Source organism: Nonlabens dokdonensis DSW-6, assembly GCF_000332115.1.
GTDB lineage: Bacteria > Bacteroidota > Bacteroidia > Flavobacteriales > Flavobacteriaceae > Nonlabens > Nonlabens dokdonensis.
Genome location: NC_020156.1, coordinates 1,814,307 through 1,836,436, shown reverse-complemented (window position 1 = coordinate 1,836,436; position 22,130 = coordinate 1,814,307). Strand labels below are relative to the sequence as shown.

Here is a 22,130-nt window from a genome sequence, read left to right as displayed (position 1 = left end):
CTATAAACAGTCTCGACTGCGCTCGACCTGACAATTTTCATAAAATCTAAAATCAATGCTTTTCAGTCCCTTGAAAACAAAAAAAATACCAAGCTATTTCTCGCCTGGTATTTTTGATATGTTATTAGTAATTAAAAACGGTGCAAGCCGTACATAAACTTACTACAGCTCTAAAGCTCTTTTCACATCTCCATCCATTAATAAATTGATAGGATCTTCTAATGCTTCTTTAATAGCTACTAAGAAACCTACAGATTCTTTTCCATCAATGATTCTATGATCATAAGAAACGGCTAGGTACATCATAGGTCTGGCAACAATGTTACCATCTACTACAACAGGACGCTCGATAATATTGTGCATTCCTAGAATCGCACTTTGTGGTGGATTGATAATAGGCGTACTCATCATACTTCCGAAAACTCCTCCATTAGTAATCGTAAAAGTACCACCAGTCATCTCATCTACTGTGATATCTCCATCTCTTGCTCTTAACGCTAGTCTTTTAACTTCTTGCTCTACACCTCTAAAAGAAAGGTTCTCTGCATTTCTTATTACTGGCACCATTAGACCTTTAGGACCTGATACGGCTATAGAAATATCTGCAAAATCGTAAGAAATCATTTCCTTACCATCGATCATAGAGTTTACCGCTGGATACATTTCTAGCGCTCTAACCACTGCTTTTGTAAAGAAAGACATGAATCCTAAGGATACGCCATGCTTTGCTTTAAAGGTTTCTTTGTACTCTTTTCTCAAGTCAAAAATAGGCTTCATGTCTGCCTCGTTAAAGGTCGTCAACATTGCCGTTTCATTCTTAGCACTTACTAGACGCTCTGCCACTTTACGTCGCAGCATAGAAAGTTTAGAACGAGATTCACCACGAGAACCAGTTCCCGGAGATCCCATAGATGGTTTTGCATTTACAGCATCTTCTTTTGTTATGCGTCCATCACGACCAGTTCCTGAAACAGATTTAGGATCTATTCCTTTCTCGTCAAGAGTCTTTTTTGCCGCAGGACTAGGAGTTCCGCTTGCGTAAGTTTCTTTTGCTTGTTCTGGTTGCGGTGCTTTATCTCCAGTAGATTTACTCTCTGGATTGTCTTTGCGCATTTCTTTTGCTACATCTCCAGCGTTACCACCTTCATCGCCACCACCCATAGTTGGGCCCGAATTCTCAACATCTTTAGCGCCTTCATTGGGATTTGTCGCCTCTGTATCAATAAGACAAACTACTTCGCCTACGGCAACAGCATCACCTTCTTCAGCTTTAAGAGTGATAATTCCACTCGCTTCTGCAGGTAATTCTAGTGTTGCTTTATCACTATCAACCTCAGCGATGGCTTGATCTTTTTCTACCCAGTCACCATCGGCAACTAGCCATTCTGCAATTTCTACTTCTGTAATCGACTCGCCTGGTGAAGGCACTTTCATTTCTAGAGCCATAATTTATTTGTTGGTATTAAAAACATCTTCTATTATTCTTGCCTGTCTTCTCTTAGATCTTGTGGAACTTCCTGAAGCAGGTGCTGCATACATATTTCTAGAGCACACGCGCCATGATCTGGTCTCTGGCATGTGTAACATCAAGTGGGAATATGCTCCCATATTTCTAGGCTCTTCTTGTGCCCATACGATATCTTTTGATCCGTACTTTTTGATAATTTCTTGCATTTGCTCAACTGGTAACGGGAACAATTGTTCAAGTCTTACCAGTGCCACATCTGTGCGCTTATTTTCTTCTCTGTATTCTAGTAAATCATAATAGAATTTACCTGAGGTGAATACTAGTGTTTTCGCTTTCGCGAAAGCGTCACCATCAACATCTATTACTTCCTGAAAATGACCATTCTCAAATTCTGAAATCGTGCTTACCGCTTTAGGGTAACGTAACAAAGACTTAGGAGTAAAAACAACGAGCGGCTTGCGGTAGTTTACTAACATCTGACGGCGCAATAAATGAAACATATTTGCCGGCGTTGTACAGTTTGCCATGAACATATTATCTCTAGCACAAAGTTGTAAATAACGTTCTATACGCGCACTAGAATGCTCTGCTCCTTGCCCTTCATACCCATGTGGTAATAATTTTACAAGACCGTTTTGATTCTTCCATTTATCTTCTCCAGCACTGATGTACTGGTCCATCATAATTTGAGCACCGTTTGAGAAATCTCCAAATTGAGCTTCCCATATGGTGAGCGTATTAGGTCGTGCCAAAGCATAACCATATTCAAATCCTACAACTCCATACTCCGATAAGTGCGAGTTGTAAATATCCATTTTACCTTTTACACCATCTATATGATTGTGTAAAATGAATTCGTTTTCATGATTTTCTGATTTCACTACGGCATGGCGGTGAGAAAAAGTCCCTCGCTCTACATCTTGACCACTCATTCTTACATTGTAGCCTTCCATCATTAAACTACCGTAAGCAAGGTGTTCTCCCATTGCCCAGTCTAGCTTGTCCTCATCCCACATCTTCTGACGTGACTCGATAATCTTTTTGATTTTCCTTATGAAGGACTCGCCTTCTGGAAGCTGCGAAATAGTAGCGGTGATCTTTTCTAGAGTATCGCGATCTACACCAGTTTCCACCTGCTGCATCATTTCTACTTCAGTAGCTTGCTCAAAACCATTCCACTCATCTTGCATGAAAGGAGTGATAATGGTATTTTCCATCTGTCTAGATGTTGCAAGCTCTTCTTCTAGTCGCTCTTTGTATTGAGCTTCTAATTCTTTGACCTTACTATTATCAATCAATCCTTCTTGAAGCAATTTATCTGCGTAAATATCTCGCGGATTTTTATGCTTTCCTATTGCTTTATATAATTGTGGCTGTGTAAAACGAGGTTCATCACCTTCATTATGACCATACTTTCTATAACCTAGTAAATCGATAAATACATCACGACCAAATTCCATACGGTAATCCAGCGCAAAATTCATGGCATGCACTACAGCTTCAGCATCATCTGCATTTACATGAAGTACGGGAGACAATGTCACTTTTGCAACATCTGTACAATAAGTGGAAGATCTAGCATCAAGATAGTTAGTAGTGAAACCTACTTGATTATTTACTACTAAGTGAATTGTTCCAGCAGTTTTGTAAGCGTCAAGTTGTGACATTTGCACCACCTCATAAACAATTCCTTGTCCAGCAATCGCTGCATCACCGTGTAACACTATCGGTAGCACTTTGGAAAAATTCTCAGGATTGTGCATGTCTTGTTTTGCACGTGCAATCCCTTCTACCACTGCTCCTACCGTTTCTAAGTGAGACGGATTAGGAACAATGTTTAAGTTAATATCGTTACCGTTATCTGTTTTTCTTTTACTTGTATAACCTAAATGATATTTTACATCACCATCAAATATATCCTGCTCATAATCTTTGCCATCAAATTCTGAGAAAATATCCTTTACAGGCTTCCCAAAAATATTAGTCAGTACATTAAGACGACCACGATGAGCCATTCCTAAAATAAACTGATCTACTCCTTTATCAGCAGCATTCTCAATCAATGCGTCTAATGCAGGGATAAGTGACTCATTACCTTCAAGAGAAAAACGTTTCTGCCCTACATATTTTGTATGCAAGAACGACTCAAAAGAAACCGCTTCGTTAAGCTTCTTTAGGATTTGAGTTTTTTGCTCTTTAGAAAAAGATGGGTGATTATTATTTCTATGCAACCAGCTCTGGATCCATTTGATCTCATGCGGCTTGCGTATATACATGTATTCTACACCGATACTATCGCAATAAACTTGTTCTAGATGGTCAATAATAGATTTAAGACTAGCTTTTCCAAGTCCTATAAGTTCTCCGGAGTCGAACAGTGTATCAAGATCAGCATTAGTAAGACCAAAGTTCTCTAGTCCTAATTTAGGTTCATAATTACGACGTTCTCTTACGGGATTTGTTTTAGTAAACAAATGACCACGCGATCGATAAGCATCAATTAATTTTACAACACTAAATTCCTTCATCATTTGATCTGGAACTTGAGTTGATTTAGACTCGCCTCTTTCGATGTATTCTACAACCACATCGCCATCTGTGGCGCTTTCCATTCCAAAATCAAAACCTTGAAAAAAGGCTCGCCATGACGGCTCTATTTTGTCAGGATTGATTAAGTATTCATCATAAAGTTGTGCGAAGTATGCAGTGTGAGCTGCGTTCAGAAATGAAAATTTGTCCATATATGGAAGGAAATTTATCCTTTTTAACGATTGTAGAGCAAAAATAAAGAAATGAATGCTCATCTTAACAACTTTTGTATATTTATAACAGTACAATTTGTTAAGCAAAGCATTATGAAAATCAATTCGATTAAAAACATTACCATATTCTCATTATTCGGTCTATTTTGTTGCATTTCTTTCAGCCAGCAAAACACAGACGGTAGTTTCTGGAATCGCGTGCGCTATGGAGGTAACATAGGCGCTAATTTTGGGAATAACTTTTCTTCCGTTTTGATTGCACCACAAGCTATCTACCAAGTAAATCCTTATGTAGGTCTTGGCTTAGGTTTAAATTACAGTTATTCAGAAAGAGATTTGAATCGGTTTGATGATTTTACTTCTACCATTGTTGGTGGTAGCCTTATTGCCATCGGTCAACCTATAGATTTTCTTCAAATAAGTGCCGATTTTGAATACTTGCGAGTTAATAGAAACTTTAGAGAAAGAAGTTTAAACGATGAATATTGGGTTCCTGCGTTATTCCTTGGAGCTGGATATCAACAAGGTAATTTTGTAGTGGGAGCTCGCTATGATGTATTATTTAATGATAGACGTAGTATTTATGCAAACGGTATACAGCCATTTGTAAGGTTATTATTTTAAAAACAGCGTATCGATTGTGCTTTTAGCCATAAAGATATCTTAAAGAATTATCAATCAATTTATAAATTCTCACTTCATTTAACATAAATTATCTTTTAAATAAAGCTTTTAAAATATCCTTAATAAAGAAAAGGCTCATAATTATTATACTTATTTAAATCAAAAACCAATAATTATGAAGAAGTCAATATTTACAATATTAATGCTGTCAACAATTATGATAGCTTGTAAGGATAACGATAAAGAAACAGATGATTTAGCAAATGAGCAAAGCGTTGCAGAAGCAGATTATCAAAATAACGATGATTATAATACAACTGCCGTCATAACTTACAATTTAGAAAGTGCAGAAAAAATGGCTGATGAAGCTAGAGAAAATGTCACTATGGATAAAAACAACATGGTATCATTAAAAAACTTTACTTCTTACGGCGAACTTCAAAATAATATTAAAAATCTCTCCATTGATCCTAGTAAGAGAGATAAGATGCAGGAAAAAAAAGCTATTGAGTCCTTCAATTATTTTGTGTCTAATATGCCAAATTATCTAAAGACTAATTTAATCATGAAAGAAGTCGAAGATGCAAGAATAGCAATGAAAAAACTAGAAAAGAATCTTAATGATGAAACAGCCTCATCAAGAGTAATTAAAAAACACATACAAAATGTAAAGGATAAAGTTGCAGACCTTAACAATGAGATCGTAGATATGCGTTTAAGTTTAGATAAGCAAGATTTAGACTATGCGGCATATTCAGATTTTGTAAATAATGTAAATTACAATGATGTAGGGGTTATTACAATTGTAGATTTTGACAACTACCGTCAATTTCAAGATGATTATAATGAATTTAATCAGGCAGATGCTGAAAACCAAATGAAATTGGAGCAATCGTTAAGTACTACTTTCAACGAAATGGTAGCAACTATGCCTAACTATTTGAAAATAGACGATGTTATGGATGCGTTAGATGACATCCGCAAAGAAATCAAAGAATATGAAACTGAAATCGATGACCCTTCTATTGATAATGAAGAACATTTAGAAAATCTAGAAGAGATCGATGAAGCGATGTATGATTTTAATAAAGAACTTTTAAAAGCTAGAAAGAAGTTTGATGAAGAAAATTTAGATTTATTAGAAAACTACATGGAAAGCTTAAATGAAGGTTTAGAATATTTAGATAAATAATAAAACTCGAAAAAAGCAATATCAAGAAACCGTGCTTGCGTACGGTTTTTTTATTGCCTTAATCTGAATTGAATCTTACTCCATTCTCTCATTAGAAAGCCTAGAATAATACCATGCTCTAAGTTTTTCTCTTGCACATCTGCCAGATAATAGAGTTGTTGTAATTTAGGATCGCTATCCTCCATCGCTTCATTTAAGAGGGAAATTAGCTCGTCCAGAAATTCTTGTGGTTCATTAATTTCAATAGCATTAAATCCAGAACGTTCTAGGTCTTTATTTACTTGACTTTTATAAACCATAAAAACATGATGTCTATCCTCTAATTTATCCTTTAAAACTGCAAGCTTTTCTGACATAATAAGACTTTAAAATTCCAAATTTAATAGGTTGCTAACATAAGTCTGCTATTTAAAGTTGTAATCTTACTTGTTGATGGTCATTTCGCTTTCGCGAAAGCGAGATTTTAATAAAAGTTATAACTAGAAATAAGGAATTAAACCAAAAGACTGGCGCTGGAGTGGTGCATGAATCTGACTAGCAGCAAAGAAATAAAAGAATCAAGATATTAATCTAAAGATTTCCGCCTGCGAGTAAGAGAATTTTAACGGCGATGTAGGAAAAAAAGAGATCAAGATACTAACTAAAAGATTTCTGGCTGCTTGGAATCGAAGTAAACAAACTGTAAAGAACTAAAAAAGACTTGATAATTTAACTAAAAGATTTCCGCCTGCGCGGAAAATTTATGACAAGAGAAGAGTTATTTCATATCGCCGAAGATTATTTCCAGCAACAAGGCTGGACGGCTTTTCCTTTCCAAAAACAAACTTGGGAAGCGTTTCTCTCTGGTAAAAACGGCTTACTCAATGCACCTACTGGAAGTGGTAAAACTTATGCCCTTTGGGTGGCGATTGTCCTCAATTACATCAAATCAAATCCTGATTATAAAACTAAAAAAAAGAAAGGACTCAAGGCCATCTGGATCACACCGCTGCGATCGCTTTCTCAAGAAATTGCTCAGACCTCGCAAAAATTTGTTGATGGCATAGGATTACCTTTTACGGTAGGAATACGATCTGGCGACACGACCACTAAAGAAAGAGCGGCTCAAAGAAAGTCCATGCCCGATTTATTGATCACCACGCCAGAGAGTTTGCACTTACTTCTCGCTACTAAAGATCATAGTAAAATCTTCCAAGATTGTAATGCCATAATTATAGATGAATGGCATGAACTGCTAGGCACAAAACGCGGCGTTCAAATGGAATTAGGACTTTCGCGACTCGCAGGCATCAATAAAAGTCTTCGCGTTTGGGGAATTAGCGCCACCATAGGTAATCTCGAGCAAGCTAGACAGGTTTTATTAGGTGTGAATTCGGCACGCTTTCGCGAAAGCGTACTCATCAAAGCAAATCTAAAAAAAGATATAGAAGTTCGATCGATAATTCCAGCATCTATGGATAAATTTCCATGGCGCGGTCATCTAGGGTTGCATCTACTGGAAAACGTAGTAAACATTATTAATAGCAGTAAATCTACATTAATTTTTACCAATACAAGAGCGCAATGCGAGTTGTGGTTTCAAGCGATTATGCACCAGCATCCAGAATTTGCTGGCGAGGTAGCGATGCATCATGGTTCCATAAATAGAGAGACACGTATTTGGGTAGAAAATGCGATTAGAAATGAGTCGCTTAAGGCCTGTGTTTGTACGTCATCACTAGATTTAGGAGTAGATTTTGCTCCTGTAGAAACTATTATTCAAGTAGGCGGACCTAAAGGTGTTGCTCGATTTTTACAGCGTGCAGGAAGATCTGGCCATAGACCTGGCGAGACTTCGGTAATTTATTTTTTGCCAACACATGCCTTAGAATTAATTGAGGCCAGTGCTTTACAAAAAGCAGTAAAAACACAAGCGGTAGAAGATCGATTGCCTTATTTGAATTGTTATGATGTTCTCATTCAATATTTATGTACACTTGCTATCTCTGGAGGTTTTTATCCGCAGGAGATATTTCCTGAAGTAAAGGCTACTTTTTGTTATCAAGAACTGACTTTTGAAGAATTTCAATGGTGTCTTAATTTCATTGTTTACGGAAGTTCTTCTCTAGGTTCTTATGACGAATATAAAAAGGTGTCCATAGATGAAGACGGACGTTATTTTATTGATGATCGAGGAATCGCAATGCGTCACCGTTTACAAATGGGAACTATTGTTACTGGAACTGATATCACGGTAAAATATGTTACTGGTGGCTACATAGGTTCTATAGAAGAGTATTTTATAAGTCAGCTATCTCGTGGCGATGTATTTGTTTTTGCAGGAAGAACTCTTGAATTTGTACGCTTAAAAGGAATGGTAGCACAAGTGCGCAATTCTAAAAGAAAAAAAGGTAAAGTCGTTAACTGGATGGGAAGTCGCATGCCGCTCACCTCGCAATTAGGAGAATTACTTCGAGAAGAAATGCAAAATTTTCAAAGCAGCAAAAAACGCAGTCCAGAAGCTAAAGCACTCAAAGATATTATTGCACGACAGCAGCGAGAAAGTATCATCCCGCAAAACCATGAGTTTTTAATAGAAACATTTAAAACAAGAGAAGGATACCATTCGGTATTTTACCCTTTTGAAGGAAGATTGGTTCACATGGCCATGGCAGGACTGATTGCTTATCGCATTAGTTTATTGCAACCTATAAGCTTCTCGCTTGCCTATAACGACTATGGTTTTGAGATTTTGAGTGACCAAGAGTTTGACATGCAAAATGTTTTAGACAACAACCTCATCACATCAGACATGATTTTAGAAGATCTAGAAGCAAGTGTCAATGCTACAGAACTCGCCAAAAGAAAATTTAGAGACATTGCTGTTATCGCTGGTCTCGTATTCACCGGTTATCCTAACAAAGCGATTAAGGTAAAACACCTTCAAAGCAGCAGCCAGTTGTTATTTGAAGTCTTTAGAGATAACGAGCCAGACAATTTACTATTTAGACAAGCTTATACAGAAACCTATGAGCAAGAAATAGAAGAATACCGATTGCGAGAAGCATTTGAACGCATAGAAAAACAAACCATAGTCTGGAAAGCTTGTGAAAAGCCTACTCCTTTCTCTTTTCCCATCATTACAGACCGTTTGCGCGAAAAGTTAAGTAGTGAAAAGCTCGCCGATCGCATTAAGCGCATGCAACTAAAATGGGAATAGAGTTTAAAGTTCAATCCAAATGGGAAACTGAAATTAATGCAATACTTTTTTTATGTTACTCTATTTCCTCTAAAACTTCAGACGATAATTCTTTTCCATTTTCATCGACGGATACAAACCAAACATTTGTTGTACAATTTCTATTAAAGACATCTGTGTTGGATGTACAGTTTTGGATAGTCCCTTTTATCAAATATCCCTTATCAGTCTTTTCAGCCGAATAACCATACTCATTGTAAAAATCACCATAGGTATTCTGCCATATTTTATTCCCTTTTTTATCTGTTTTAATGACAAACATATCATAGTTCCCTTTCCCATAAGAACTTGTAGAACCAATGATTAAATAACCATCTTTAGTAGCGATAATAGAACTGGCTTTATCATAACTGTTTCCGCCAAATTGCTTGAACCAAATTTCATTTCCGTTAGGATAGTTTTTAGTTAATAGAATGTCTGAAGCATCACCATTTCTTGAACCTATGGTTGTAACATTAATGGACCCATTCTCAGTTTCAATTTTTGGCTGAAATATTAGGTTGGTTTTTTTAATGAATTTATTATTAAGTACACGATTTGTTGTCAAGAGAATGCTCGTAACTCTATCAAATCGGTCACGCTCTAATTTTAAGATGTAATCAAATACTAAAAGTTCATTTCTATTTAAAACCTCCAGATCTTGCGCTTCATCCCAACCGTGTAATGAAATAGATAATCTATCGTTAATATAATTTATTGAGAATTCTACGTCCAATTCTCGACTATAATATTGACCTACATAACTTTCTAAATCTGTAAGTGTAACATTTTCTTTGGGTATTTTATCGTAAACAGTCGTTTTGCCTGAAGGATAAAATAGAATTAATTCTTCATTGTAAAACCCAATTTTGGTTTTAAAATCGTAAGATAGACTGTATAAATTTTGTTCTTCTTTCTTAAGTTCAATTGGATTGTTATTGCCATTTCTCCAAGTCAATTTTCCATCGTTTTCTTCTATACGAATCAAGTAATTACCAGATGAAAGATATTGCCCAAGGATTTCTGATGTTGCAATATTATTGGAAATATTTTCTAGACGTTTATCATAATCAATTTCAGCGTCTTTTTCAGGCAGAAATAATTTAGCAATTTCATCTGCAATGGCGCCACTCCAGAGTCTACTATTGTTGCTCATTACAAAAACTGTGAGTTTTTCGTCAGGAAAACGAATAGTTTGGGAATGATATGAACCTGTGCCTCCAGAATGATGAACAGATTTATAATTTAATCTATCCTCAAGCTCTAGGCCGTAACCATAGGTCTTAATTTCACTATTAGGTATTGGCTTTTGACTTTCTATCAATAATCGGTTATTATTTAGTTTTGCATTTTGTATTGCTTTCTCAAAAATCAATTGGTCTTTTAATGTTGTGAATAAAAAACCATCACCATAAAGATTTGTGATCATAGGGTATTGTTGCCAAACACCATCACCCCAATCTGAATATGGTAAGGCTTGATTTGGGATTACATACATGTAATTTTTAAGGAATATAGTATTGTTCATTCCTAAATTTTTAAAAAAAATTTCTGAGTAATCGTGAAAGTCTTCTCCAGAAGCAACTTCGATAACACGAGTTAATAAAGTGTATCCAGAATTACTATACATGTATCTTGAACCAGGTGTAAAGGCCAAATCTTCTTGCTTTTCTAGTAGATCAATAGCATCATTATTATCTAAACCTTCTCTTCTCCACCACGGCTCCTGCTGTATGCTCATTAAATCATAAAAGTCACGCACACCGCTTGTATGGTTTATAAGATGTCTAATTTTAATCTTATCCTTTACATTAGGATATAATTTTGGTAAGTATTTTCTTAGATCGTCCTCTAAACTTAATTTTTGTTCAAAAGCTAAATTTAAAATCATCAAAGCTGTAAACTGCTTTGCTGTAGATGCAATATTTGATCGTGAATTGACATCAACCTTTACATTATGTTGCAAACTTGCTAAACCTTTATAATTTTCATAAATAACAGCACCGTCCTTAACAACTCCTACAAATAAACCTGGTTCTTTTTCTGTCAATTTTGAATTAACAATAGAATCAATACTTTTTAATGTTCGTTGAGCATAAGTCGAAATTGAAATAGTTAAGATGACGAAGAATAATTTTTTTTTCATGACTAGAATAATATTTATAACAAAAGTCAAGGTTAATTCTCAACTAAACGCTGCAAATCTAGATTTGAGACCTATTTTTTAGATAATTTAAAAGCGTATTCTTTAGGAGAAAGAGAGGTATGTTTTTTGAACGCCCGATTAAACGTAGCCTTAGAGTTGAATCCACATTCTAAGGCTATTCCTAATAATGTTTTGCTGCTTTGCTCTCCTTTTTTTAACTTCTCAATTACTGCCTGTACTCTATAATAATTAATGAAGTCGTTAAAATTCATGCCAAAACCAATCTTAACAATAGAAGTGACAGTTTTTGATGTGGTATTAAGTTTTTCAGCAACATCAGATAAAGTTAAAGTAGGGTTTTCATAAATCTTATCTTGAGAAATCAAAATTAGGATTTTGGGTTTCCAAAGCGCGATGTCTTTTTCTGTGTTTTGATCCTCCACATCTGGTTTTGAGTCTTCTTCCATGAAGAAACTTACCTTATTTACATCGATATTATTTAAAACAGAAGATTTTATAGCATTAGAAAAGCCGTTAACTGATATATAGTAAAAGACAATTGAAAAAGAAATAAAATACCAAAACTGACTTCCAAATTCTCCCCATTCTGGATTGAAAATAAAGAATAGAACTCTTAAAATTAAAAGAGATAAAAAAGCAATTAAAAAATTACGAATCCATTTGAATAAAATATTTTCAGCATAACTTACTGTATTAAAAACTAATTGCTTGTAACTAGCATAATACTTCAAACTCATCAATAAATAATATCCCATTGAAATCAATCCTGCAAATTGATACCAGTCGGCCAAGTCCTTATCACGACCATCAGCATAAAAATAGAATTCATCAAGAATAATTTTGTCTACAATAAAAATGATGAGACTATAAACTAAATAAAGAAAACAAGGGATAAAATGAATATAATCTGCCCTAGTCATTTTGAATTTGGTGTTCAGCAAACTTTTTGTGTAAAAATAAATGACCGGACCGATTAGCAAAACCTGCATAAAAGGAATGAAAAATAGAATTTCCCTTGTTAATTTTTGAGAATACCAATTAGCATAACCGAGCATATATGGTGTAATGTACATGATGTATAAAAACAAAAGAAGGCTTAGCCATTTATTCGATTTACTTTTATTAGCAATACCTAGTCTAAGTAATATTATAGAGAACACTAGACCGTGAAAAAAGAAAATGAGTAGTAAAGAGCTTTTTTGCCCAAAGTCAAAAGGAAAATCCATTTATAAATTAGCAATTATTTATGTAGCAAAAGAAAACACCAAGATACATTTTGAATTATAAAGTAAAGATGTATTGAAATTTTTTAACCTAGTTTGCGCTATTCAAAAACTCTTAGAATGAAAAAACATCTAGTGAAAAGCTCGCAGATCACATTAAGCACATGCAAGTCAAATGGGAATGACATTAACTGCCCGATAAGTATTTTTTAGGAGTTGTACCGTATTTCTTTTTAAAAGCACTTATAAAATGACTTCCAGTGCTGTAACCTACTTTTAAGCCTACTTCATTTACATTATACTGCCCGGTATCTAACAATTGTCTTGCATAATCCATCTTGTGATCTAGTGCAAAGCCGTAAACGGTATCGCCATAAACTTCTTTGAATCCTTCTTTTAATTTTTTAAGAGACAGACCTATTTCTAAAGCAAGATCTGGTAATGACGGTAAGTCGATCATGCGCTCAATAACTATTTCTTTGGCTCGTTTTATTTTACGCATATTTTCTTCATCGGCCAGAAAAGGGCATGCTTCTAGATTGGCATCTTCTTCTCTATTGAAATAAAGTGATAACAACTCATAAGATTTACCTTTAAAGTACAACTGTTTAATAGTATCATTTAAATTGTAATTCATCAACTGGTGTAATGCCACCGCCATTGATGGTGATATCTTACCGTCTACGTAGTATTTTTTGTCCTTATTTTCTGGACTTAAAAAACTCACATGTTCTGCATCTGGAGAGAAAAGCGAGTGAAATTTCTTTATAGAAATCAATACCGATACAAACCATGTTTGAGGAGAAATACTTAAATCCATCGGTAAATCTCTAGATGGATTATACAATAAATAAGAGTTTTGCTCTTTGAGATCAAGCTTATAACTCCCTTGATTAAAAGCGAGTTGCACGTTTCCTTTCAGACAATAATGAAATTGTAAAAAATTACTATCTACATGATGCTCAAAAACAGCTTTTTCAGCACTATCATTTTTCAATCTTATCACGTGAAATCCATCTTCTATAATGGTAATTTCGGCAGCACCTTTAGCGATGTTTTCCATAAATACTCTTATTTAAAATGACTCTAAATAGTGGTTATTCCGCTTTCGCGAAAGCGAGACAAACACCACCAATAGTCTACTATACAGTTTGATACAGCAAAGATAACTCATAGCGACGAAAAAGGAACCTATAGCGTTGTTTTTATAGCTAATGCTGGTTTAATTTTGTCGACTACTACAGAAAAGAATTTATGGCCGCGGCAGCAGCAAGACATCATACTTTTTACGCAATAGGAATAAGTTACCGCAAGGCAGATGCCGAGACACGTGGTGCTTTTTCTCTTAGCGCAGATGCTATTGAAAATGTACTGACTCAAGCCAAAGCAGAAGGAATTCCTTCATTAGCTGTCATTTCTACATGTAACCGTACCGAGTTATATGGGTTTGCCCAACATCCTTTTCAGCTTATAAAGTTACTATGTGAACACTCTCATGGTACTGTAGAAGAGTTTGAGAAAATTGCCTACGTTCACAAAAATGAGAAAGCAAATGATCACCTTTTTAGTGTAGGAACTGGATTAGATAGTCAGATTTTAGGAGATTTTGAAATCATAGGACAATTAAAACTTGCCTTTAAAAGATCTAAAGAACACCAGTTGATCAATCCATATATGGAACGATTGATCAACGCGGTTATTCAAGCAAGTAAACGCATTAAAACCGAAACAGATTTGAGTAGCGGCGCTACCTCGGTAAGTTTTGCAAGCGTTCAATACATACTTGAGAATTTTTCTAAAGACTCTAGTCAAAACATCACATTATTCGGTACTGGAAAAATAGGGCGCAATACCTGTGAGAACCTTATTAAACACACGCAGAATAAGGAAATTACATTAATTAATAGAACTAAGGACAAAGCTGAACGTATTGCTGGAAAATTTGACTTAATCGTCAGAGACTACGCTCAACTAGAAGAACAAATTGCACAAAGCGATATTCTTATAGTTGCTACAGGAGCGCAAAACCCTACTGTTTCTAAAGATTTGATATTTACGAACAAACCTTTATTAATTCTTGACCTATCTATTCCTAAAAACGTAAATGAAAATGTTAAGGAATTAGATCATGTGACTTTAGTACATTTAGACGAATTATCGCAAGTGACTAATCGCACGATTGAAAATAGAGGGCATTTTATACCACAAGCTCAAGAAATTATCAATAACATTCACGCAGAGTTCAAGCAATGGCAAGAATCGCGTCGTTTTGCACCTACGATGAATGCCTTAAAAACAAAACTTTCTGCTCTTAAGGATTCTGAAATAAAAGGAAATAGAACAAAGATTACCGACTTTAATCAAGAACAAGCTGATTTAATTGCCGATAAAATCATTCAGAAAATAGCGGGACATTTTGCAAATCACTTAAGAGACGAAGAAGAAAGTACTGAAGAAGCTATCGACTTACTTAACAAGGTTTTTAAGCTGGAGCAATTGAGTTCTTAACTTCATTTTTTGTTCGCACTTCCATCTCTCAACCAAAACATCAAGAATTAGTAGCATGTCCAAAGTAATAAAAATAGGAACCAGAGATAGCGAGCTAGCTATGTGGCAGGCAAAAACAGTGCAATCGCAACTGGAAGCATTAGGTCACAAAACAGAGTTGTTTCCAGTAAAATCTCAAGGAGATCTTAACCTTACAGAACCTCTTTACGAGATGGGAATCACTGGTATTTTTACTAAAACTCTTGATGTCGCTCTAGTAAAAGGAGAAATTGACATCGCCGTGCACAGTCTTAAAGATGTTCCGACACAATTACCTAAAGGAATGGTGCAAGTTGCAGTAATGGAACGCGCGTCAAGTAAAGACATTTTAGTTTATAAGAAAAGTTTTAATCCAGACGAAGAAACGACCATCGCAACAGGTAGTTTAAGACGTAAATCTCAGTGGTTGAATATGTACAGCCATCATAAAGTTGTTGATTTACGCGGTAACGTGAATACTAGGTTATCAAAATTAAAAACCAACACCGACTGGAATGCAGCTATCTTTGCAAAAGCAGGACTCGATCGCATAGGTTTACTGGCTCAACTCAAAGCTACCTATGGCTTTGAATACACAGATCTAGACAGCTTTATTCCTGCTCCAGCACAAGGTGCCATGATGATTGCCGCCATGAAGGCTAATACAGAAGTTCTGAAAGCTGCAGCCGCGTTAAATCATCAAAAAACAGCATTTTGTGTAGATATAGAAAGAGCTTTCTTACGCGACTTAGAAGGCGGCTGTACCGCTCCTATCGGTGCTATCGCAACGGTAAAAAACGACCAGCTTTATTTTACAGGAACACTTATGAGCTTAGATGGCAAGCAAAGAATAGATGTAACTGATACGATGTCGTGGTACGATAACGTAGAGATGGAAGAATGTCTCGCTTTCGCGAAAGCGCAATCACAAAAAGTTCTTTCTCAAGGAGGAAAAGAGTTGATGGCAGAAATAAAAAAGTCGCTGGCGTAATAATTTGGATGAATATTGGTGATTCTGCCTTTGCAGAATAATTAGTATGTAATAGAATTTCTTACCTTTAAAATCCTAAAACATATTACCATGCCTATTCAAGCACCATTCAATCTTAATAAATGGATTGAGGAGAATCGAGATCTTTTAAAACCACCAGTAGGAAATAAAAACCTGTATAAAGATGCAGGTGATTATATCGTCATGATCGTGGCTGGACCTAATGCTCGCAAAGATTATCACTATAATGAAACTGAGGAGCTTTTTTATCAGCTAGAAGGTCATATTGAAGTTCATATTCAGGAAGATGGTAAAAAACGCACAATGAAACTAGGTCCTGGAGATATGTATTTACATCCTGGAAAAGTACCTCATTCTCCAGTAAGACATGAGAACTCCATAGGTCTTGTCATAGAACGCAAACGCAGCAGTGCAAATGCTGTTGATGGATTACTATGGTATTGTGATAATTGTAATCATAAATTACACGAGACCTATTTCAAGCTAGATAATATAGAAAAGGATTTCTTACCTAGATTTAAAGAATACTATGCAAGTGAAGAGTTAAGAAATTGCGACAACTGTGGTACAACTATGGAAACTGATAAGAGGTTTGTGGAATAAACGACTTTTTTAAAACAACAAAACCCCAAGCTTGCGCTTGGGGTTTCTTTCTTAAAATGTAATTAGGGATTTACATTTTAGGAAGTAGTACAGAGTCCACAACGTGAATTACTCCGTTAGTTTGATCTAAATCGGCTGCAGTTACTGTGGCACTATTTCCGTTTCCGTCTTTTACCATTACTTTACTGTCTTTCAAGTATAAAGTCAACTCTGCTCCAGCTACTGTTTTTACAGTTGCATAGCCGTTATTTTTCTTGATTAAAGCTATTACATCTTTCGCATTAAACTTTCCAGCAATTACATGGTACGTTAATACTGTTTGTAAAGTCTTTTTATTTTCTGGCTTTAATAAATTTGCTACAGTTCCTTCTGGTAATTTATCAAATGCTGCATTAGTCGGTGCAAATACAGTAAATGGCCCTTCACCAGATAATGTTTCCACTAAATCTGCTGCTTTTACAGCTGCAACAAGTGTCGTATGTGCATCAGAAGCTACTGCTCCTTCCACAATGTTAGTTTGTGCTTGTGCAATTGATCCTGTAAAAAATACTACTGCTGCTAAGGCAAAGCCCATTAATTTTGATTTTTTCATAATTGTAAGTTTTTTAATTTTTGTTTGTTTTCTATTACAATTACTTAGTGCCTTAATTCTAGGGAACTAACTCTCTTTAACTACGTATTAACTATAAAAACGCTTTTTTGGGAAAATTTGTGATTCAGCTCATGATAGGAAATAAAAAACTGCTGAAACTTATTCTTTTGGATATTTGATCCAGCGAAAGCTATCTAACTTCTTACTTTAACAAAAATCCTTCCTTTTCAAGAACTGGTAAAATGGTGAAGTTTTTCTCGCTAATTGTATTGGGCGCAGCCATAAATGTTTTATCATATAAGGTACTTCCTGAGAAATAAGTAAGAATAAACTCGTTTAAGAAGGGAAACACCTCTTCCATAATTAACTCTACTTTTATAGCACTTTTTGCAGCGACTACCTTATAAGCATGTCTCAAAGTAGATGTCTTACGACCATCGCGGTTTTTTCCTCTACTCATAATCATTACTGATTCTAGCGGCTCTCGAGTATCGTTAATCAAGTAAACCATCCAGTCTTGAGAAGTAAAATCTTTGTTCCATTCTTTAAGAATAGCGATGTGAACATCTTTCACTACTGGAATTACAATATCTTTTTTCATGCTTTCAATTTATCTTTTATCTGCTTGATGAACTGGTCTGTTTCCTCGATTTGATATTTCTCATGATACAATATTTCACATTCATATTCTTTCCTTAAGGGCAGAATTAATTCTGCCCTTAAGGAAAACTTAGATTTAATCTAGTTTCTATAGCTTTAATCAGCTCTGGCAACTCCATTATAACATTCATTTCTTCAGTACTTAAAAATATATCCATCCCAGAATTAGTACCAAAACCATCATTATAATCCTGCTCCTCATCACTTACACTCAATATAATAGGATAGCTGTATTTAGGCAACCATTTAGACCAATATACCTTTTCAAACTCATTTTTATGAAGAAACTCTAACTGTAAATTAGGGTAGTTATGTGTTACGCTTTCGCGAAAGCGAGACCACAACTCATTTTCTTTAAACACATCATAAGTAAGATCGCACAACTTACAATCGTAAGTTTTAGGACTTATAATTTTATGCGCGCTATCCATAAGCGAATTGAGCGCTCCAGAGTTAGCATTATAAACAAAAATTAGTTTTGAAATCACTTTTACAAAGCGTTAGAGAACTGCTTCAAGAAACGAACATCGTTTTCAAAAAACATACGGATATCACCTATTTGATACAACAACATTGCAATGCGCTCCACACCCATTCCAAAGGCAAAACCACTGTATTCTTCAGGATCGATACCACAATTGGTAAGCACGGAAGGATCTACCATACCACAACCACCTATTTCTAGCCAGCCAGTTCCTTTTGTGATTCTATAATCGGTTTCAGTTTCTAGACCCCAATAGATATCGATCTCTGCACTAGGTTCCGTAAACGGAAAGTAAGAAGGTCGCAAACGTATTTGTGATTTACCAAACATTTCTTGAGTAAAATGCAATAGCGTTTGCTTCATGTCTGCAAAACTCACATCTTTATCAATATACAATCCTTCTACTTGATGAAATATACAGTGTGCACGAGCACTGATCGCCTCATTACGGAAAACACGTCCAGGAGAAATCGTTCTAATAGGCGGCTTGTTATCTTCCATATAACGCACCTGTACACTAGAAGTATGCGTTCTTAAAAGTACATCTGGATCTGTCTGTATAAAAAAAGTATCCTGCATATCTCGTGCTGGATGATGAGCAGGTAAATTCAACGCAGTAAAATTGTGCCAGTCGTCTTCTATTTCTGGACCTTCACTTACATTAAATCCTATACGAGAGAAAACATCAATGATTTGATTCTTAACAATAGAAATAGGATGTCTTGCTCCTATTTCTAGCGGATAGCCAGAACGTGTTAGATCTCCATAAATACCAGCCTCTTCTTCTTTAGATTCAAGGTTTTCTTTTAAGGAATTTACTTTTTCACTGGCTTTTTGCTTTAATTCATTGATTGCCTGACCAAAAGCTTTCTTTTGCTCATTAGGAACTTCTTTAAAAGCGTCAAAAAAGTCTTTAAGCTTTCCTTTCTTACCTAAATATTCTATTCTAAAAGCTTCTACAGCCTCCTTAGAATCGGCTTTAAAGGCTTGTACTTTCTCAATGTGTTCTTTTACTTTATCCAGCATGATCTCTCGTTATGAACTGGCAAATTTAATGAATTTATGAGTGCTTTCTAGTGTTATAACGTTCAGAATTCTCGACGTCTAAATAAATGTAGCGCATCAAGAAAAACACAGCTATCCCGCCAAATGTATGCCACAGCCAGTGTGTTCCCATGTGAAGGAATTCTATTGGGTATTTTTTATCTAGTGTTCTAAAACAAATCGCCGTGACCACGGCTAGAATAGTAAACACAACATTGTTAAAGTGCTTCCACTGGTGTCGATAAGCATAAATAAAAATAGGCAGTAAAACTCCTATGGCTGTTCCTAGATATCCAGTTGAGGTGCGATATCCTTGTGGTACTGGAAGTAGCTGCGGTATAATGTGTAAACTTAAAATAACGAGGATCAACATAACTTTTTGAAAAGCAGGAACCGTTAATCTAAATATGAAGTAAAACGAGCAAGCAAGACATAACAACACTATAGGAACCCAATCCATGAGCAACCAGATCTCATGACTACGGGATGCATGATAAATAGTACCTCCCACAAATCCTATAAAAAACACCGGCATACAACATCTTAAAAACCAGTGTTTATAATGAGATTTATATATCAAAATACTGAAATAGATAATACAGGCAAGAAAAATTAGATTACTCGCGGTATTAAACGGCTCTACAGGGAAACGCCCCATAACAGTCTCTTTATAAATCGGGCCGCTGTCATTTACTTGTTGCAGCAAGGTGTTGATCATTAAAGCATGAATTTCTTAAGGCAAATTAAAGGTATTTGAACAGCTTTTTTGAAAAAATACTTATAAAATTACCGCTTTCGCGAAAGCGGAACCTTTAAACATGAACACGTTAGAAATCGCTGTTGCATTTTCTTAATAACTAGTTGTGCGAAGTGCTTGACCGTTTTGCAAAAATTTTTATGTTTGTGTTATGCAAATTGCTAATTACATATCAGATTTACTTTATAGACACGAATGCGTGGTTGTACCGGATTTTGGTGCATTTATTTCACGTCGTGTTCCTGCTCAACATTTTGCAAGTAGTCATACGATATATCCGCCTAAAAAGGGATTGAGTTTTAATGCTCAAATTAAACAAAACGATGGTTTGCTGGCTAACTATGTCGCCAGTGTACAAAACTGTTCTTATGAGCAAGCGGTGCAAGAAATACGCAATTATGTACGCTTTTTAGATAAGCAAATTGATAGCGATGGCTCTGTTACTATCCATAAAGTAGGTCGTTTTTCTCGTAGCGAAGAAAACACCTTGCAGTTTACTCCTATGTATTTGGTAAATTATTTACCAGAAGCATTTGGCCTTTCTTCTCATGAAACTTATGCAATAGATCGTGTTGAAAAACCAGTTGCCATAACTTCTGAAGAACAAATAGAAAAAGAAACCACTCCAGTAATCCCACTAGAAACTAGTCGCACAAATTCTGGTTCTTGGGTACGATATGCTGCAGCTGGAGTAGTCCTCATAGGATTAAGTTTTGCAGGCTACAAAGGTTATCAAAAACAAGCTCGCGTAGATGCCATTGCTGTAGAAGAAATGGCAAATGAAACGGTTACTAACAAGATAGAGAGCGCCAGTTTTCTTATAAGTGAACCTTTACCTAGCATAGAACTAGCTGTTGCACCATTAGAGAAAAAATATCATGTAGTTGCTGGAGCCTTTAGAGATCCTGCAAATGCAGATAAGCGAGTGGCACAGCTGAAAAGAAATGGCTTTGACGCAAAAAGAATAGGCGTTAATAAATATGGTCTTCACAACGTTGCTTTTTCTAGTTTTGTAGAACGCAACGATGCTATTAACGACCTTAATAAAATGAGAGCTTTAGGCTTTGATCAAGCATGGCTTTTTACAGGCAAGCTTCCTAAATAGATTGATTTTCCATTTTATCTCAATTTCATGAGCTACCTACTTACAGGAGAGCAAACTTTGCGTACCAGATTTAGATTACTTCATGAAAATGATTTTGAGACCTGGTTGCCTATCTTTAAAGAAGAACATACTGGCACGTTTTTAGGAATGAAAGCTGATTTAAACGCTACCGAAAAATGTGAAAAATGGTTTGAGAAAGCTTTCTGGAGATATAACGAAGGAAGCAGCGGTATGAATGTGATGATTCATAAAGAGACAGATCAATTTATAGGACAGTGCGGATTGTTGATTCAGACGGTGAATGGTTTAAAACGACTTGAAGTAGGATATTCCATTTTGCCAGAATTTTGGAAACAAGGATATGCAAAAGAAGCCGCAGTAAGACTTAGAGATATTGCTTTTCAAAGAGGCTATGATAAAGACTTTGGAAACAGTTTAGTATCGGTTATACATAAGGATAATCAAGGTTCCATAAATGTCGCTTTACATAACGGAATGAAGCTAGAGGCAGCATACAAAGATGATAGTAATCCAGAACCATTTTTAGTTTATTCTATAACAAGAAATGAGTGGCTGGCACTTCAAAATCAATAGCATTTCTAACCTTAATTTCAAACAGCTTTCACCGGTATTAGCAACAAATTAGTAACCAGAGAAGTATAATTAGTTATTTTTACGTCTTAAATCAATCATA

The 22,130-nt window shown here is 35.5% G+C and carries 19 protein-coding genes; 8 read left to right on the top strand and 11 right to left on the bottom strand.

The window, feature by feature from the left end:
* Positions 1-162: 162 nt before the first annotated feature.
* Both odhB and DDD_RS08160 read right to left on the bottom strand, forming a co-directional pair.
* Positions 163-1,446, bottom strand: a complete 1,284-nt coding sequence (gene odhB / locus DDD_RS08165; protein WP_015362340.1) for a 2-oxoglutarate dehydrogenase complex dihydrolipoyllysine-residue succinyltransferase — start codon at positions 1,444-1,446, stop codon at positions 163-165.
* A gap of 3 nt (positions 1,447-1,449) precedes the next feature.
* Positions 1,450-4,209, bottom strand: a complete 2,760-nt coding sequence (locus DDD_RS08160) for a 2-oxoglutarate dehydrogenase E1 component (RefSeq protein WP_015362339.1) — start codon at positions 4,207-4,209, stop codon at positions 1,450-1,452.
* Positions 4,210-4,323: 114 nt separating this feature from the next.
* Here DDD_RS08160 and DDD_RS08155 point away from each other — a divergent pair, with 114 nt between their 5' ends.
* Both DDD_RS08155 and DDD_RS08150 read left to right on the top strand, forming a co-directional pair.
* The gene (locus DDD_RS08155) at positions 4,324-4,854 is read left to right on the top strand and encodes a hypothetical protein (protein ID WP_015362338.1); all 531 of its coding nucleotides are present in this window, start codon (positions 4,324-4,326) and stop codon (positions 4,852-4,854) included.
* A gap of 175 nt (positions 4,855-5,029) precedes the next feature.
* Complete coding sequence (locus tag DDD_RS08150) at positions 5,030-6,046, top strand: hypothetical protein (protein WP_015362337.1); 1,017 nt, start codon at positions 5,030-5,032, stop codon at positions 6,044-6,046.
* 50 nt (positions 6,047-6,096) lie between these two features.
* Here DDD_RS08150 and DDD_RS08145 read toward each other — a convergent pair whose 3' ends face one another.
* Entirely contained in the window at positions 6,097-6,402 is a 306-nt protein-coding gene (locus tag DDD_RS08145) for a hypothetical protein (RefSeq protein ID WP_015362336.1), read from the bottom strand.
* Between the two features lie 386 nt (positions 6,403-6,788).
* Here DDD_RS08145 and DDD_RS08140 point away from each other — a divergent pair, with 386 nt between their 5' ends.
* Positions 6,789-9,245, top strand: coding sequence for a ligase-associated DNA damage response DEXH box helicase (locus DDD_RS08140; RefSeq protein WP_015362335.1), 2,457 nt, complete (start codon positions 6,789-6,791; stop codon positions 9,243-9,245).
* 55 nt (positions 9,246-9,300) lie between these two features.
* Here DDD_RS08140 and DDD_RS08135 read toward each other — a convergent pair whose 3' ends face one another.
* The 3 genes from DDD_RS08135 to DDD_RS08125 all read right to left on the bottom strand — a co-directional run bounded on the left by DDD_RS08135 (position 9,301) and on the right by DDD_RS08125 (position 13,716).
* A complete protein-coding gene (locus tag DDD_RS08135; RefSeq protein ID WP_015362334.1) occupies positions 9,301-11,409 on the bottom strand; it encodes a serine hydrolase domain-containing protein in 2,109 nt (702 codons plus the stop codon).
* Positions 11,410-11,480: 71 nt separating this feature from the next.
* Positions 11,481-12,371, bottom strand: a complete 891-nt coding sequence (locus DDD_RS08130) for a helix-turn-helix domain-containing protein (protein WP_236613403.1) — start codon at positions 12,369-12,371, stop codon at positions 11,481-11,483.
* Between the two features lie 469 nt (positions 12,372-12,840).
* Positions 12,841-13,716 (bottom strand): AraC family transcriptional regulator, encoded by an 876-nt coding sequence (locus tag DDD_RS08125; RefSeq protein ID WP_015362332.1) that lies wholly within the window; start codon positions 13,714-13,716, stop codon positions 12,841-12,843.
* 191 nt (positions 13,717-13,907) lie between these two features.
* Here DDD_RS08125 and hemA point away from each other — a divergent pair, with 191 nt between their 5' ends.
* From hemA to DDD_RS08110, 3 genes are all read left to right on the top strand, one after another.
* A complete protein-coding gene (gene hemA, locus DDD_RS08120; protein WP_015362331.1) occupies positions 13,908-15,161 on the top strand; it encodes a glutamyl-tRNA reductase in 1,254 nt (417 codons plus the stop codon).
* A 55-nt stretch (positions 15,162-15,216) separates the two neighbouring features.
* Positions 15,217-16,170, top strand: coding sequence for a hydroxymethylbilane synthase (gene hemC / locus DDD_RS08115; RefSeq protein ID WP_041567031.1), 954 nt, complete (start codon positions 15,217-15,219; stop codon positions 16,168-16,170).
* 90 nt (positions 16,171-16,260) lie between these two features.
* Positions 16,261-16,794: a 3-hydroxyanthranilate 3,4-dioxygenase gene (locus tag DDD_RS08110; protein WP_015362329.1), complete on the top strand. Its 534-nt coding sequence runs from the start codon at positions 16,261-16,263 to the stop codon at positions 16,792-16,794.
* A gap of 70 nt (positions 16,795-16,864) precedes the next feature.
* Here the strand turns inward: DDD_RS08110 and DDD_RS08105 are convergent, their stop codons facing one another.
* The 5 genes from DDD_RS08105 to DDD_RS08085 form a co-directional block, all read right to left on the bottom strand.
* A complete protein-coding gene (locus DDD_RS08105; RefSeq protein ID WP_015362328.1) occupies positions 16,865-17,386 on the bottom strand; it encodes a fasciclin domain-containing protein in 522 nt (173 codons plus the stop codon).
* Positions 17,387-17,588: 202 nt separating this feature from the next.
* Positions 17,589-17,987, bottom strand: a complete 399-nt coding sequence (locus DDD_RS08100; protein ID WP_015362327.1) for a hypothetical protein — start codon at positions 17,985-17,987, stop codon at positions 17,589-17,591.
* Positions 17,988-18,105: 118 nt separating this feature from the next.
* Complete coding sequence (locus tag DDD_RS08095; RefSeq protein WP_015362326.1) at positions 18,106-18,534, bottom strand: hypothetical protein; 429 nt, start codon at positions 18,532-18,534, stop codon at positions 18,106-18,108.
* A gap of 2 nt (positions 18,535-18,536) precedes the next feature.
* Entirely contained in the window at positions 18,537-19,556 is a 1,020-nt protein-coding gene (gene pheS, locus DDD_RS08090) for a phenylalanine--tRNA ligase subunit alpha (RefSeq protein ID WP_015362325.1), read from the bottom strand.
* A 34-nt stretch (positions 19,557-19,590) separates the two neighbouring features.
* Positions 19,591-20,292 carry a hypothetical protein gene (locus DDD_RS08085; RefSeq protein ID WP_015362324.1) on the bottom strand — a complete coding sequence of 234 codons (702 nt, stop codon included), beginning with the start codon at positions 20,290-20,292 and terminating at the stop codon, positions 19,591-19,593.
* Positions 20,293-20,482: 190 nt separating this feature from the next.
* Between DDD_RS08085 and DDD_RS08080 the strand changes: the two genes are divergently transcribed.
* The gene (locus DDD_RS08080; protein ID WP_041567030.1) at positions 20,483-21,436 is read left to right on the top strand and encodes an HU domain-containing protein; all 954 of its coding nucleotides are present in this window, start codon (positions 20,483-20,485) and stop codon (positions 21,434-21,436) included.
* A gap of 27 nt (positions 21,437-21,463) precedes the next feature.
* Complete coding sequence (locus DDD_RS08075) at positions 21,464-22,030, top strand: GNAT family N-acetyltransferase (RefSeq protein ID WP_015362322.1); 567 nt, start codon at positions 21,464-21,466, stop codon at positions 22,028-22,030.
* Positions 22,031-22,130: the final 100 nt, after the last annotated feature.